Origin of the sequence: Sphingomonas chungangi, from assembly GCF_013778325.1 — a bacterium.
GTDB lineage: Bacteria > Pseudomonadota > Alphaproteobacteria > Sphingomonadales > Sphingomonadaceae > Solisphingomonas > Solisphingomonas chungangi.
In genome coordinates this window covers 20,001-34,515 of the sequence record NZ_JACEIB010000027.1, presented here as the reverse complement: position 1 = coordinate 34,515, position 14,515 = coordinate 20,001, and the positions used below count along the sequence as shown (strand labels likewise).

Genomic DNA, 14,515 nt, shown 5'->3' with positions numbered 1-14,515 from the left:
GCGGCGTGCGACGCGTGTGCTCAATGTCGCCGGTTGCGCGCCTCGGCTTCGGCGACGCTCACCTCGTTGCGGTGCTTCGCTTCGGCGGTGGCCCGCCGGTTGCGCGCCTCGGCCTCGGACACGCTGACATCGTTCCGGTGCACGGCCTCGGAAGTAGCGCGGCGATTGCGGGCCTCCGCCTCCGACACGCTGACCTCGTTCTGGTGCTTCGCCTCGGCCGTCGCGCGGCTGTTGCGAGCCTCGGCTTTAGAGACGCTGACCTGGTTCTGGTGCATGGCTTCCGCCCGGCTGCGGCTATAGGCATCTGCAGATGCCGAGGTGGCCGCCATTCCGATCAGGGTGGCGGCAGCTACAGACGCGGCGATGATCCGTGTGTTCACGAGGAAATCCTCTCGAGGCCTGTATCCCGCACGATACCGGAAAAGCGCGCGGGACGGGCAGCGACATGCTCGCTTTCGGCCTGGAAAACACATGGTCGCGCCGGAAGATTGCGGCGACAGACCGTCGCCGCCGGCCAGCGTGCCTAATCGTCGAAAATGAAAGGCGAAATGATGATGCGTTTCGACACATTAAATGATCGTCATGCCTCGGAACCACCGATTTGCAGCTTGCAACCCGGTCTGGCGAAACGGATCATCATGGCCGACCGGGGATAGGCGAGGCCCCGCATCCGCGATAACGACGTATCGGTGTTCGCTATTCGAGGGGGGCCTCGGGGCTGATGGCGGAAGGACGGACAAGCGACGGCGGCGCGGAGGCGTTCGCGCTCGCCTGCGTGCTGCACGGCGTACCCGCCGATCCCGCCGACATGACTGCGTGCTTCGCACCCTCGGGGTCTTTCGACGAGACCGCGATGCTGCGCGCCGCCGGTGCTTCGGGCCTGCGCGCTCGCCTCGTCCGCCCCGCGCCGGATCGTCTGGGCCGCCAGCCCTTGCCGGCGCTGGCCCGCGACGCCGACGGGCGCTGGCTGGTCGTCGCGCGGATCGCCGGTCCGGACGGCGCCGGTCGCGTGCTGTTCCAATATCCCGGCCGCCAGCCCGAGGTGAAGGCGATCGACGATTTCGTCGCCGGCTGGGACGGCACCCTGCTGCTGATGCGGCGCAAGGAGCCGCTCGCCTCGGCGGAGCGGCGCTTCGGACTCGGCTGGTTCCTCGCAGCGGTGATGCGGTATCGCCGGGTGCTGTCCGAGGTGCTGGTCGCCAGCGTGGCGCTGCAGCTGCTCGGCCTCGCGACGCCGCTGTTCTTCCAGGTGGTGGTGGACAAGGTGCTGGTCCATCGCGGCTTCTCGACGCTCGACGTCGTGGTCACGGGCATGGCGATCGCCCTGACCTTCGAGGTGCTGCTGGGTGGCATCCGCTCCTATCTCTTCTCGCACACGGCCAACCGGATCGACGTCGAGCTCGGCGCGCGCACCTATCGCCATCTGCTGTCGCTGCCGCTCGGCTATTTCGGCGCGCGGCGGGTGGGTGACAGCGTCGCGCGCGTTCGCGAGCTGGAGAGCATCCGCCAGTTCATGACCGGATCGACGCTGACGCTGGCGATCGACCTCACCTTCGGCAGCCTCTACCTCGCGCTGATCTTCTGGTACGCGCCGCTGATCGGATGGGTGGTGACGGCCTCGATCCCGCTCTACGTGCTCATCTCGCTGATCGCGACGCCGGTGCTGCGAGATCGCATCAACGAGCGCTTCCGGCGCGGTGCCGAGAATCAGGCGCTGCTGGTCGAAAGCGTGACGGGCATCGAGACGATCAAGGCGATGGCCGTCGAGCCGGGGATGCAGCGGCGCTGGGAGACGCAGCTCGCCAGCTATGTCGCCGCCGCCTTCTCGGCGATGCGGGTGGGCATCGTCGCGACCCAGGCGGCGACGTTCGTCAGCCGGCTGACCACGCTGCTCGTCCTCTATCTTGGTGCCCATGCTGTGATCCGGGGCGACCTCACCATCGGCGAGTTGGTCGCGGTCAACATGCTCGCCGGGCAGATCGCGACGCCCGTGTTGCGCCTCGCCCAGCTCTGGCAGGATTTCCAGCAGGCGCGCATTTCGGTCGAGCGGGTGGGTGACATCCTGAACAGCCCGGCCGAACCACGCCGCACCGCCTCGGCGCCCCCGCCGTTGCTGTCGGGCGCGGTGACGTTCGAGGATGTCCGCTTCCGCTATCGGATCGACGCACCGCCCGCGCTCGATGGACTGACGCTGCACGTGCCCGCCGGCAGGATCATCGGCGTCGTCGGCCCGTCCGGTTCGGGCAAGTCGACCATCGCACGGCTCGTCCAGCGGCTGCACGTGCCGGAGACAGGGCGGGTGCTGATCGACGGGATCGACGCGGCGATGCTCGATCCCGCCTGGCTGCGCAGGCAGGTGGGGCTCGTGCTTCAGGACAGCATGCTGTTCCGGGGCAGCGTCCACGAGAATATTGCGCTTTCCAACCCCGGCATGACGATCGATCGCGTGGTCGCCGCCGCGCGGCTGGCCGGCGCCTATGATTTCATCGCCGCGCTGCCGCAGGGCTTCGAGACGGAGGTGGGAGAGCGCGGCGCCACCCTGTCCGGCGGTCAGCGACAGCGGATCGCGATCGCGCGGATGCTCGCCACCGATCCCCGCATCCTGATCTTCGACGAGGCGACCAGCGCGCTCGACCTCGAGAGTGAGCAGGCCATCCAGCAGAACATGCAGGCGATCTGCCAGGGGCGTACCGTGATCATCATCGCGCACCGTCTCTCCGCGCTGCGCATGGCCGACCGGATCGTGACGGTGGAGGGCGGCCGCATCATCGAGGACGGCAACCACGCGTCCCTTCTGGCCGCCGGCGGGCGCTACGCGCGACTGTGGCGCGCGCAGATCTCGGGAATCGAGCGGCAGACGGCATGACGATGCTGCCCGCCCGCATCGGCGACGCGCGCCGATCGCTCGTCCGGCAGTGGCGGGCGCTGGGTGACGGCGCGAAAATCGATGCGCTGTTCGGCGGCGCAGGACGTGACGAGCTGGATTTTCTGCCCGCCGCGCTGGAGATCGTCGAAGCGCCGCCGTCGCCCGCTGCGCGCGTGACCGGCTATGTGATCGCGGCACTGGTGGGACTGATCCTGCTGTGGGGTTTCATCGGCAAGGTCGACATGACCGCGACCGCGCCGGGCGAGGTCGCCTCCGATGGCGGCGGCAAGGTCATCCAGCCGCTCGACGCCGCGCGGGTCGAGGAGATCCTGGTCCATGACGGGCAGAGCGTGCCCGCCGGCGCCGTGCTGCTGCGTCTCCAGCCGACCGAGGCGCAGGCCGATCGGGACATGCTGCGCGGCCAGCTGAACGCCGAGCGGCTGGAGGTGGCGCGGCTGCGCACGACCGCGCTGGGCGAGCCTTTCGCCGCACCGCCCGGGGCCGATCCCACCGCCGCGCGCCTCGCCCGCCAGCAGGCGACGGACGATATCGCCGCGCGCGACGCCAAGCTGGCCGAGCTCGATCGCGTCGTCGTCGAGAAACAGGCCGAGCTGGCCGGCGGGCAGGCCGATCTCGATCGGCTGACCGCGCTCTCCAAGGTCGCCGACAAGCGACTGGGAATCTACGAGGTCCTGGCGCGCAAGGGTTTCACCTCGGATCTGCGGATGGTCGATGCCGAGGGGCAGGCGAAGGATGCGACCGCCTCGATAGCGGCGCAGAGGCAGCGCATGCCGGGGATCGCGGCGGCGTTGGCTGCGGCGCGCAGCGATCGGGCGGGCAGCGCCGCCGACATCCGGCAGAAGGCGCTCGCCGATCTGGCCGAGGCCAGTGCCAAGGCCGATTCGCTGCAGGACCAGCTCGACAAGGCAGCCTCGCACCTTGCCGGCATGACGCTGCGCGCGCCGGTCTCCGGCACGGTGCAGGAACTGGCCGTCCACACGATCGGCGGTGTCGTCCAGCCTGGTCAGCCGGTGATGCGGCTATCGCCGGCCGGCGGCGGCGTCGAGGTTCGCGCCCGGCTGGAGAATCGCGATGTCGGCTTCGTTCGCGCCGGCATGCCGGCAGAGGTGAAGATCGACAGCTTTCCGTTCACCCGATACGGTACCGTGCCGGCCGTGGTCGTCTCGGTCTCGGCTGACGCGATGACGCCGACCTACGATCCCGCGCATCCCAACGCCAATGCCGGCGCGCCCGTCTATGCCGCGCGCATCCGCCTGCTGCGTCCGACCATTCTGGTCGATGGCGCGCAGCGGGCGATCACGCCGGGTATGGCAGTCGTGGCCGAGATCAAGACGGGGCGCCGCCGCCTCGCCGATTACGTGCTCTCGCCCGTCCAGCGCGTCTTCGCCGAGGCCGGGCACGAGCGATAGGCGGCTATGCCCCCTTGCCGACCCCGGTATAGTCCAGGCCGGCATCGATCACGTCCTGCGGCGGATAGATGTTGCGAAGGTCGACGAGGATCGGCTGCTTGAGCTGCCCGGCGATGCGCTTGAGGTCGAGCGCGCGGAACGCGTCCCATTCGGTGACGATCACCAGCGCGTCGGCGGCGTCGGCCACCTCGTAGGCGCCGTCCATGAATTCGACGCCGGTCAGCACCTTCCGGGCCTGCTCATGGCCTTCCGGGTCGAAGGCGCGGATCGTTGCGCCGGCATCCTGCAGCGTCTGGATAACGGCGATGGCGGGCGAATCGCGCATGTCGTCGGTATTGGGCTTAAAGGTGAGGCCCAGCACGCCGATCGTCTTGCCGCGCACCTCGCCGCCCATCGCCCTGATGACCTTGCGGCCCATCGCGCGCTTGCGGGCGTCGTTGGCGTTGATCGTTGCTTCGACGATACGCAACGGGCTCTCGAAATCGTCGGCGGTCTTGAGCAGCGCCAGCGTGTCCTTGGGGAAGCAGGAGCCGCCGTAGCCGGGGCCGGCGTGCAGGAACTTGCGGCCGATGCGGTTGTCCAATCCGATGCCGCGCGAGACCTCCTGCACATCCGCGCCCACCGCTTCGCAGAGATCGGCGATCTCGTTGATGAAGGTGATCTTGGTCGCCAGGAAGGCGTTGGCGGCGTATTTGATCAGCTCGGCCGTGCGGCGGCCGGTGAACATCACAGGCGCCGACTGGTTGAGCGAGAGCGGGCGGTAGATGGCGGAAAGCACGGCCCGCGCACCCTCGTCGTCGGTACCGCAGACGACGCGATCGGGCCGTTTGAAATCGTCGATCGCGGCGCCTTCGCGCAGGAACTCCGGATTGGAGGCGACGGTGATGCCCTTGCCGGGCGCGGCCTCGGCGACGATGCGCTCGACCTCATCGCCGGTGCCGACAGGCACGGTGGACTTGGTGATCAGCACCGCCGGCCCGTCCAGCGCTTCGGCCACTTCCTTCACGGCCGCGAAGACATAGCTCAGGTCGGCATGGCCGTCGCCGCGTCGCGACGGCGTGCCGACGGCGATGAACACGGCATCGGCGCCCTTGACGCCCTCGGCGAGGTCGGTGGTGAACGACAGGCGGCCGGCGCGCACGTTGGCGGCGACCAGCGCGTCCAGCCCCGGCTCATAAATCGGCATCACATTCTGGTGCAGGGCAGCGATCTTGGCGTCGTCCTTGTCGACGCAGACCACCTCATGACCGAAATCCGAGAAGCACGCCCCGGAAACAAGGCCGACATAGCCGGTGCCGATCATCGTGATGCGCATGGAACCCCTGCTTTCGCCGCGAAAGAATGCGTGCTGCATTGCATCGGTTTCGCGACTCGCGCAAGCGAGGCGGCGAAGCGGAATTGCAAACAGGCGCAGCATTTCGCCATTCCGTCGAGCATCGCGTCTTGGTGCTGCGTTGCAATGCGACGGGCGGTCGGGTAACTGGCTGGGCACGAGGATGGCTGCGGGCGGGGGCGAATGCGCAAGGGAATCATCTTGGCCGGCGGCTCGGGAACACGGCTCTATCCGCTGACTCGCGGCGTCTCGAAGCAGCTGATGCCGGTCTATGACAAGCCGATGATCTATTATCCGCTGTCGACGCTGATGATGGCGGGCATCCGCGAGATGCTGATCATCACCACCCCGCATGACCAGGCGGCGTTCAAGGCGGTGCTGGGCGACGGCGGCGAGCTCGGCCTTTCGATCGACTATGCCGTGCAACCCGAGCCCAACGGGCTGGCCGAGGCCTATCGCATCGGTGCCGGCTTCGTGGGCGAGGATCCGTCTGCGCTCGTGCTGGGCGACAACATCTTCTACGGCCACGGCTTTCCGGAACTTCTCCAGAAAGCGGACAGCCGCACCGATGGCGCGACGGTGTTCGGATATCGCGTCAAGGACGCGACGGCCTACGGCGTCGTCTCCTTCGACGCCGAGGGCCGGGCCGAGACGATCGAGGAAAAGCCGGCCGCGCCCAAATCCAATTATGCGGTGACCGGCCTCTATTTCTACGACGGCACGGCGGTGGCGCGGGCGAAGGACCTGAAGCCCTCGGCTCGCGGCGAGCTGGAGATCACCGATCTCAACCGCCTCTATCTGGACGAGGGCAGCCTCTCGGTCGAGATCATGGGGCGGGGCTATGCCTGGCTCGACACCGGCACGCATGGCAGCCTGCTCGATGCCGGGCTCTACGTGCGGATCACCGAGGAGCGGCAGGGCCTCAAGATCTGCTGCCCGGAGGAGATCGCCTGGCGGCAGGGCTTCATCGACGCCGCCGCGCTGGAGCGGGTGGCGACGCCGCTGCGCAAGAGCGGCTATGGCGATTATCTGCTCGGTCTGCTCGAAGGCAGGGGCGCGCTATGAAGCTGATCGAGACCGCCATTCCCGGCCCAGTGATCATCGAGCCGCAGGTTTTCGGCGACGATCGCGGCTTCTTCATGGAAAGCTGGAACCAGGCCCGCTTCGCCGATCTGGGGCTGGACCTCAGCTTCGTGCAGGACAATCACAGCCGATCGCGGCGCGGCGTGCTGCGCGGCCTGCATTTCCAGAACCCCAACCCGCAGGGCAAGCTGGTGCGCGTCGTGAACGGGCGCGTATGGGACGTCGCGGTCGACATCCGCCGGTCCTCGCCGCATTTCGGCCAATGGGTCGGCGTCGAGCTTTCCGCAGCGAACAAGCGGATGTTCTGGGTGCCGCCGGGCTTCGCCCACGGTTTCCTGAGCCTGGAGGACGGCACCGACTTCCTCTACAAATGCACCGCGCTCTACGAGCCGGCGAACGAGCATTCGCTGCTGTGGAACGACCCGACGGTCGGCATCGAATGGCCACTCGAGGGGATCGAGCCCGAGCTTTCCGCCAAGGACCAGGTCGGCAAGCCGCTCGCCGAGATCGAGGCCTTCGCGTGAAGGCGCTGATCGTCGGCGGCAAGGGCCAGCTCGGCCGGGGGCTCGCCGCGACCGCGCCCGAGGGCGTCGAGATCGTCTCGCACGATGTCGACACGCTCGACATCACCGATCGCGCCGCCGTCACGGCGTTGATCGATGCGGAGAGGCCGGCGCTGCTTCTCAACGCGGCGGCCTATACCGCGGTCGACAAGGCCGAGGCCGAGGAGGATGCGGCCTATGCCGTCAATGCCGCCGCTGTCGGCATCCTGGCCGATGCGGCGCGGAACGCGGGGGCGCGGCTGGTCCACGTCTCGACCGACTTCGTGTTCGACGGGGCATCGGGCATACCCTATGCGCCATCCGCACCGACCAGCCCGCTCGGTGCTTATGGCCGCACCAAGCTGGCCGGCGAGGTGGCGGCGGGCGAGGACACGCTGATCGTCCGCACCGCCTGGGTCTATGCGCCGACCGGCGGCAATTTCGTGCGCACCATGCTGCGTCTGATGGGGCAGCACCCGCAAGTGCGTGTCGTCGCCGACCAGATCGGCACGCCGACCTACGCGCCTGGCCTCGCCGCCGCCTTGTGGGCGCTGGCCGGGCAGGGCGCGAGCGGCATCTACCACTATACCGACAGTGGTGCTGCGAGCTGGTACGATTTCGCGGTCGCCATCCAGGAGGAGGCGCTCGCGATCGGATTGCTGGACAAGGCGGTGCCGGTCGTCCCGATCTCCACCGCCGATTTCCCGACACCGGCGCGGCGCCCATCCTATTCGGTGCTCGACAAGGAGGCGACCTGGGCCGCGCTCGGCGGCCCGGCGCCGCACTGGCGCGCCAATCTGCGCATCATGATGGCGGAGATCGCGAAAGAGCCTTTGGCGTGAGTGCTGCAACGGCGGGAGTGAGACACGTCACCGCCGGCGACGGTCGCGCCGCAACCCATCCCTATTTTCCCGGTATCGACGGGCTGCGGGCGCTGGCCGTGCTGGGCGTGGTCCTGTTCCACGTCCACGAGAGCTGGATGCCCGGGGGGTTCGTCGGCGTCGACGTTTTCTTCGTGATCTCCGGCTACGTCGTGGCGCAATCGGTTTCGGAGGCGAACCCCTCGTCGCTCTCCGACTATTTCATCTGGTTCTACAGACGGCGGTTCGCCCGTATCTTTCCGGCGCTCTTCCTCTATGTGATCGTGGTCGAAATCCTGGGGATGCTCTTCATTCCGGGCGGACGGGAAACGCAATATATCGCGATGACGGGAACGTCTTCGCTGTTCGGCCTGAGCAACGTCGTGCTGTTCTTCAAGTCGGGCGACTATTTTTCGCCAGGAACGGCGTTCAACACCTTCACGCACACCTGGTCGCTCGCTGTAGAAGAGCAATATTATTTCATATTCCCGTTTTTCTCCTACTGGCTCATCGCGCGCCGGTCGGCAGGGAAATCGAAGATCGCGCTCGCGGTGCTGGTGGCGGCGACATTGGGGTCGCTGCTCGCGTGCTGGCTGGTCACGAGGCGATCGCACGAATTCGCCTTCTACATGCTGCCCACCCGGTTCTGGGAGTTGGGAATCGGCTTCCTCCTGAAGCTCGCGCTGTCGCGCGAGCGCAGGGCGATCTCCGGGGGCCGGGGCATGGCCGTGGTGGGCGCGGTGGGCTTCGTCGTGCTGATCGCTTCGTTCGTCCTGACCCCGTCCGATCCATTTCCGTTCCCGTTCGCGATACCGGCCTGTCTCGGCACCGCCGCCGTGATCGCATGCATCGTGACGATGCCGACGCACTGGGCCAACGTCCTCCTCACGCGGGAATGGCTGCGCCATGTCGGGCGGATCAGCTATTCTCTGTATCTGTGGCATTGGGGCGTCGTCGTTTTGCTGCGCTGGACAGTCGGCCTCGACACGTCTGTCCTTCGGGTCATCGCCTTCGCGGCGACCTTCGCTCTGGCGGAGGCGAGCTATCATTGGGTGGAACGCCCGATCCGTTCGGCGGCATGGCTGAAGACGATCTCCGCGCCACGCTATTTCGCGACCTTCGGCGGCGTGGCGGCCTTGCTGGCCGTATCGTGCACGGCGCTGGACGGCGCCAAGCCGACGCTCGGGCTGGCGGCCTCGAACGACGTGACGGTCTGGGACGCTTATGCGTGGCCGGGCGCGGCCTCGGCCCAATGTGCGAACCAGAAGCGGAGCGTGCATTTCGGCGGAGGGCAGCTGACCACGTGGTCGCCGGCCTGCGCCCCCGCCGCGCCCGCCGGGCTCTTCGTGCTCGGCGATTCGCATGCCGGTGCCTACACCCGGATGCTTTGGCAGGTGGCCGCTTCCGGGCGGTATGATGTACGGCTCTACTCGCTCGGGGGATGCCGCCCGATCCAGACCCTCGCGAACACCACCATCCCTGCCTGCGACGCTTTCCTGAACCGGTCGATCGCGGACATCAGGGCGCGTGCGCGGCCGGGCGACGTGATCTTCCTCCCGGCGCTCGCCGTGCCGCGCGTCCGCGACGGCGACGGAAGTCTTCGGACCCCGGAAGGGCCGGTCGGCGCGCAGGACCGGCAGAGAAACCGCGTCCGGCTCGGTCAATTGCTCTCGACCGGCGCCCGCGTCATCATTGAGGAGCCGAAGCCGGTGACCGCGGTCGAGCTGGTGCGCTGCGCCGATCCGTTCAACCGGATCAGCGACTATTGCAGGATCGGCCCCGATCTGCCGCGATCGATGCTGGAGAAGCGGGCGGCCCCGGCGCGCGCGCTCTATGCCGCGCTCGCGCAGCCGGGGGTCTATTACTGGGATCCGTTCCCGGCGCTGTGCGATACGCCGGAGTGCCATGGCTATCTCGACGGCCGGCCGCTCTATTCCGACACGGACCATCTGTCCGGCTTCGCCAACGACCTGCTGCTGCCGAATTTCCTGCAATTCGTCGACCGGGTGCGGGCGGACACCGGAACCGGACCCCTCGATCAGACCGCGAATGCGCAACACGGAGTGGTGACGAAATGACGATCCTGGTGACCGGCGCGGCGGGCTTCATCGCGTCGCACGTGATCCGTCTCCTGGCGGCCCGAGGCGAGCGCGTGGTCGGCATCGACTGCCTGACGGACTATAATCCCGTGTCGCTCAAGCGGGACAGGCTGGAGGCGATCCGCCGGGCGCCGGGCGGGACCGATCTGTTCACCTTCCACGAGATCGACTTCGCCGATCACGAGGCGATGGACGCCGCGCTGGCGGGCGAGGAAATCCGCAGCATCGTCCATCTCGGCGCGCAGGCGGGCGTGCGCTACTCGATCCTCAACCCGCGCGCTTACGCCCATTCCAACCTCGTCGGCCATCTCAACATGCTGGAGCTGGCGCGGCAGCGGCGAGTGGCGCACATGGTCTACGCTTCCTCCTCGTCGGTGTACGGCACCAGCCCCGACCTGCCGTTCCGTGTCGAGGCGCGGGTGGATTTTCCGATCTCGCTCTACGCCGCGACCAAGAAGGCGGACGAGCTGCTCAGCGAATCCTATTCGCATCTCTATCGCATCCCGCAGACCGGCCTGCGCTTCTTCACCGTCTATGGCCCATGGGGCCGGCCCGACATGGCGGTGTGGGGCTTCACCGAGAAGGTGTTGAAGGGCGAACCGATCACCGTGTTCAACGGCGGCAACATGCGGCGGGATTTCACCTTCATCGACGATATCGTCGCCGGCGTGATCGCCTCGCTGGATAATCCGCCGCCGGACGACGGCGCGGAGAAGGCGGGCGGCAGCCGGTCGCCGCACCGGCTCTACAATATCGGCAACAATCAGGCCGAGCAGCTCGAGACGCTGATCGCGCTGATCGAGGAGAGCTGCGGCCGCAAGGCGATCCGGATCGAGCAGCCGATGCAGCCGGGCGACGTGCCGGCGACCTATGCCGACATCTCGGCGATCCAGCGCGATCTCGGTTTCCAGCCGTCGACGCCGCTGTCTGTCGGCATCCCGCTCTGGGTGGACTGGTACAAGGGCTATATCGCCGGCAAAACCGGCTGATTTCAGGCTGAAATTTTAGGCGGACGTGATTGCCGGCGGCCGACCGCCACCGGCCGCGCATGATTTTGCTTGCATTTTCGAACCATTTTGGTTATAGGATTGCATCCTCGATAACCTGATATTCATGCAAGGGAGCGTCGACCATGGCTGCCGACCCGAATCCGCTCGTCTTCAACCCGTCGCCCACCATTACCTCGCACGCCGTCGCCTACGGCCAGCCCGGTTCCGCCGCCGTCGCGGTCGATCCCGATCACCCGCTTCCGGTCGGCCAGCGATGGACCGCCGCCACCGCGACCCCGCTCGTCGGATCGGCATCGGCGAGCGGCGCCGCAGGCCCTTTCACGCCCGAACTCGGCCGCGCCATCTGGCTGACCCTCGGCGGCACCTGGGCGGGCACCGTGCGCGTGCTGCGCTCGCTCGACGGCGGCACCACCTGCCTGCCGCTCAGCGCCGGCGGCCAGCCCTGGGGCGTCTTCACCGCCAACGCGCAGGAGCCGGTGCGCGAGGAGACGGTGGCGGGCGCCACCTACTGGCTCGACATCGCGCTGACCTCCGGCACGCTGACCTACGAGGTGCGCCAGTGAGCGAGGATTATACCGCGCAGGCGCTCGCGGCCCGGGCCGCGCTGCTCGCCCGGCCGGCCGCGCCGGTGCCGCACATCGCGGTGATCGGCGACAGCAAGGTCGCGCCCGATTCCAACATCGGCAACCGCGTCACGCCGGTGACGAGCACGAGCGTGCTCAAGGGAGCCAACGGCTACATGGCCTGGGCGCTGGCGCTCTGCGGGCAGCGCGCGCGGATGCCGGCCGAGAGCAACGTCTGGGCCTTTCCGGGGATGGAGACCGGCACCATCCTCGCCAACCTGCCGGCCTTCCTCGCCGCCATGCCGCATGCGCCGGGCGCGGTGGTGGTGGATTGCGGCACCAACAACATCCTGCACGGCACCGCGACGTCGAGCTTCGCCGCGATCACCGCCGACTGGCTGCAGATCGCGCAGCTGCTGGCGGCGCGGGGGATGCGCTGCCTGTTCGTGCCGATCCTGCCCCGCGATCCGGTGCAGGGCGGCGGCACCGCCTTCACCCCCGCCCAATATGACGTGCTCGATCGCTGCAACCGCTGGCTGCACACGCTGGCGGCGCGGTCGGGCGGCTGGATCGCGGTCGCGTCCGGCTGCCTGGTCGATCTCACCAATCCGCTGGGCGAAGGCGCCAAGCCCAAGGCGAACATGACGGTGGACGGCACCCACCCCGGCGTGCTCGGCGCTTATTACGTCGGCAAGGCGATCGCGGCGATCCTGCGCCAATGGTATCCGCCGATCGACCTGCTGCCGACGAGCAACATGAAGTGCCAGCCGGGCGCGCCGAACGGCAACATGCTGCTCAACCCGATGATGGTCTCCGGCACAGGCTACGGCACCGGCACGCTCGTCGCGGCGACCGGCGGCGCGAGCCTGACGGGCACGGTGGCGGACGCCTGGACGCTCGACATGTCGCCGACCTCGGGACTCAGTTGCGTCGCCTCGCTCGTCACCAACGCGTCCGGGCAGCCGATGCAGCAATTGGCCTTCGGCGGCGGCTACACGATCAGCGGGGCGGGAACCTACACATACGCGCAATATGCCCGGCTCTATCAGGGCGTATCCTCGGCCGCTTTGTCCAGCCTGGCCGCCGGGGACACGATCGAGGCGCTGATGGCGTTCGAGATCGACGCGGGCAACAGCATGATCTCCTTCCCCTCGCTGCTGATGCGCTGGCAGGGATCGACCAATTACAATGCCGATCTGGCCAGCGCGCAGCGGGATCTTCCGGGCGAGGCGATCAGCGGCGTGATGCGGACGCCGATGCACACGCTGACGGCGCCACCGGCAGCCAGCGACCTGCAGATCCTCGCAACCGCTTTCCTGCGCAGCTATCCGAACGGGCCGGTATCGCCGCCGGGCACGATCCGCTTCGGCCGAGCCTGCATCGTAAAGGTCGATCCGGCGTAGGAGCCGGACGATCCGCGAAACCGGCGGGCGCTACGGTCCGGGCGCCCGCCAAGCCGGCAACAAAACCGGACATCGCGGATTTCCGTCCCATTTTCGGATTTCGGGCGGTTATCGTCAAAGGCTGCATCATCAATTTGAAACGCTCCGAAGCTTGACAGAAGGGGGGCGGGCGGCCACGCTGCATTGCAGCACCATTGGACTTTGGGGGATGGACATTGACGGTCAAGGTCGCAGTGGTCGGGTTGGGCAAAATGGGCCTTTCCCACCTCGCCATGGTGAATGCGCTCGACGATTTCGAGGTTGTCGCGATCTGCGACAGCGCGGCGATGGTCGGGTCGGTCATCGAGAAGTACGGCAAGCTCCGCTATGTCGCCGACTATGACCAGCTGCTGAAGTTGCCCGAGCTGGAAGCGGTGGTGATCGCGACGCCGACCACCACCCACGAGCCGATGGCGCGCAAGGCGCTGGAGCGCGGGCTGCACATCTTCTGCGAGAAGCCGCTGACGCTTTCCGCGCAGCAAAGCCGGGAGCTGGCGGAGCTCGCCGCGTCCAAGGGACTGATCGCGCAGGTTGGCTACCACAATCGATTCATCGGCACCTTCTCCGAGGTCAAGAAACTGCTCGACGCGGGCGCGCTCGGCCGGATCACGCATGTTCAGGGCGAGGCCTACGGCCCGGTGGTGCTCAAGCCCGCCAAGCCGACCTGGCGTGGCAAGGCCGGCAATGGCGGCGGCTGCCTCTACGATTATGCGGCCCACCCCCTGAACCTGCTCAACTGGTATTTCGGCCGCCCGCTCGCCTGCTCGGGCGCGGTGCTGAAGAGCGGCTTCTCCGCCGAAGTCGACGACGAGGTCTATGCCACGCTCGGCTTCGAAGGCGGTGTGACCGGGCAGCTTTCGGTCAACTGGTCCGATCCTTCGGTGCGCAAGATGACGACGCGCGTGTCGGTATGGGGCGAGGGCGGCAAGCTCTATGCGGACCGACAGGAGATCCAGGTGTTCCTGACCGGCAGCGCCCCGATCCCCGAGGGATACCGGCAAGGCTGGACGGTCAACTACATCACCCACCTGACGCCGCCAGTGAGCTTCTACCTGCGTGGCGAGGAATATACCGCCCAGCTGGAGGCCTTCGCCCGCGCCATCATCGAAAAGCGGACCACCTACGGCAACAGCTTCGCCGGCGCCGCCGACACCGATGCAGCGATCGAGATGATCCGCTCGGCGGCGGCGGGCAGCACCGGGGTGATCGAGCTCGCCGCGCCACAACAGCGCAAGGCGGGCGGTCTGGTCGGGCGCATGTTCGGGCGCTGAGCGTCCGGACGTCCGC

The 14,515-nt window shown here is 67.8% G+C and carries 12 protein-coding genes; 10 read left to right on the top strand and 2 right to left on the bottom strand.

Annotated features, from left to right (window positions below; genetic code table 11):
• Nucleotides 1-20: 20 nt before the first annotated feature.
• Nucleotides 21-380, bottom strand: coding sequence for a hypothetical protein (locus HZF05_RS17980; protein WP_160363880.1), 360 nt, complete (start codon nucleotides 378-380; stop codon nucleotides 21-23).
• Between the two features lie 341 nt (nucleotides 381-721).
• On the opposite strand from HZF05_RS17980, the gene HZF05_RS17975 reads away from it, so the two are divergent.
• Entirely contained in the window at nucleotides 722-2,866 is a 2,145-nt protein-coding gene (locus tag HZF05_RS17975; RefSeq protein ID WP_160363879.1) for a type I secretion system permease/ATPase, read from the top strand.
• Complete coding sequence (locus HZF05_RS17970; protein WP_160363878.1) at nucleotides 2,863-4,296, top strand: HlyD family type I secretion periplasmic adaptor subunit; 1,434 nt, start codon at nucleotides 2,863-2,865, stop codon at nucleotides 4,294-4,296. The genes HZF05_RS17975 and HZF05_RS17970 overlap by 4 nt, the downstream gene beginning before the upstream one ends.
• Before the next feature lie 4 nt (nucleotides 4,297-4,300).
• On the opposite strand, the gene HZF05_RS17965 is transcribed toward HZF05_RS17970, so the two are convergent.
• The gene (locus HZF05_RS17965; RefSeq protein ID WP_160363877.1) at nucleotides 4,301-5,611 is read right to left on the bottom strand and encodes a UDP-glucose dehydrogenase family protein; all 1,311 of its coding nucleotides are present in this window, start codon (nucleotides 5,609-5,611) and stop codon (nucleotides 4,301-4,303) included.
• Between the two features lie 201 nt (nucleotides 5,612-5,812).
• Between HZF05_RS17965 and rfbA the strand changes: the two genes are divergently transcribed.
• The 8 genes from rfbA to HZF05_RS17925 all read left to right on the top strand — a co-directional run bounded on the left by rfbA (nucleotide 5,813) and on the right by HZF05_RS17925 (nucleotide 14,499).
• Entirely contained in the window at nucleotides 5,813-6,694 is an 882-nt protein-coding gene (gene rfbA, locus HZF05_RS17960) for a glucose-1-phosphate thymidylyltransferase RfbA (RefSeq protein ID WP_160363876.1), read from the top strand.
• A complete protein-coding gene (gene rfbC / locus HZF05_RS17955; protein ID WP_160363875.1) occupies nucleotides 6,691-7,236 on the top strand; it encodes a dTDP-4-dehydrorhamnose 3,5-epimerase in 546 nt (181 codons plus the stop codon). The genes rfbA and rfbC overlap by 4 nt, the downstream gene beginning before the upstream one ends.
• A complete protein-coding gene (gene rfbD, locus HZF05_RS17950; protein WP_160363874.1) occupies nucleotides 7,233-8,096 on the top strand; it encodes a dTDP-4-dehydrorhamnose reductase in 864 nt (287 codons plus the stop codon). Before rfbC ends, rfbD begins: the two co-directional genes overlap by 4 nt.
• Complete coding sequence (locus tag HZF05_RS17945; RefSeq protein ID WP_160363873.1) at nucleotides 8,093-10,192, top strand: SGNH hydrolase domain-containing protein; 2,100 nt, start codon at nucleotides 8,093-8,095, stop codon at nucleotides 10,190-10,192. Before rfbD ends, HZF05_RS17945 begins: the two co-directional genes overlap by 4 nt.
• On the top strand, nucleotides 10,189-11,202 hold the full coding sequence (locus tag HZF05_RS17940; RefSeq protein ID WP_160363872.1) for an NAD-dependent epimerase/dehydratase family protein: 1,014 nt from the start codon (nucleotides 10,189-10,191) through the stop codon (nucleotides 11,200-11,202). Before HZF05_RS17945 ends, HZF05_RS17940 begins: the two co-directional genes overlap by 4 nt.
• A 143-nt stretch (nucleotides 11,203-11,345) precedes the next feature.
• The gene (locus HZF05_RS17935) at nucleotides 11,346-11,786 is read left to right on the top strand and encodes a hypothetical protein (protein WP_160363871.1); all 441 of its coding nucleotides are present in this window, start codon (nucleotides 11,346-11,348) and stop codon (nucleotides 11,784-11,786) included.
• Nucleotides 11,783-13,189: a GDSL-type esterase/lipase family protein gene (locus HZF05_RS17930; RefSeq protein WP_160363870.1), complete on the top strand. Its 1,407-nt coding sequence runs from the start codon at nucleotides 11,783-11,785 to the stop codon at nucleotides 13,187-13,189. Before HZF05_RS17935 ends, HZF05_RS17930 begins: the two co-directional genes overlap by 4 nt.
• A 215-nt stretch (nucleotides 13,190-13,404) precedes the next feature.
• Entirely contained in the window at nucleotides 13,405-14,499 is a 1,095-nt protein-coding gene (locus HZF05_RS17925; RefSeq protein ID WP_160363869.1) for a Gfo/Idh/MocA family protein, read from the top strand.
• The last annotated feature ends 16 nt before the right edge of the window (nucleotides 14,500-14,515 follow it).

Bases quoted from the DNA above. Each gene is read 5' to 3' on its own strand.
- HZF05_RS17975 (WP_160363879.1), top strand. From the start codon at position 722: ATGGCGGAAGGACGGACAAGCGACGGCGGCGCGGAGGCGTTCGCGCTC.
- HZF05_RS17970 (WP_160363878.1), top strand. From the start codon at position 2,863: ATGACGATGCTGCCCGCCCGCATCGGCGACGCGCGCCGATCGCTCGTC.
- HZF05_RS17965 (WP_160363877.1), bottom strand. From the start codon at position 5,611: ATGCGCATCACGATGATCGGCACCGGCTATGTCGGCCTTGTTTCCGGG.
- rfbA (WP_160363876.1), top strand. From the start codon at position 5,813: ATGCGCAAGGGAATCATCTTGGCCGGCGGCTCGGGAACACGGCTCTAT.
- rfbC (WP_160363875.1), top strand. From the start codon at position 6,691: ATGAAGCTGATCGAGACCGCCATTCCCGGCCCAGTGATCATCGAGCCG.
- HZF05_RS17940 (WP_160363872.1), top strand. From the start codon at position 10,189: ATGACGATCCTGGTGACCGGCGCGGCGGGCTTCATCGCGTCGCACGTG.
- HZF05_RS17935 (WP_160363871.1), top strand. From the start codon at position 11,346: ATGGCTGCCGACCCGAATCCGCTCGTCTTCAACCCGTCGCCCACCATT.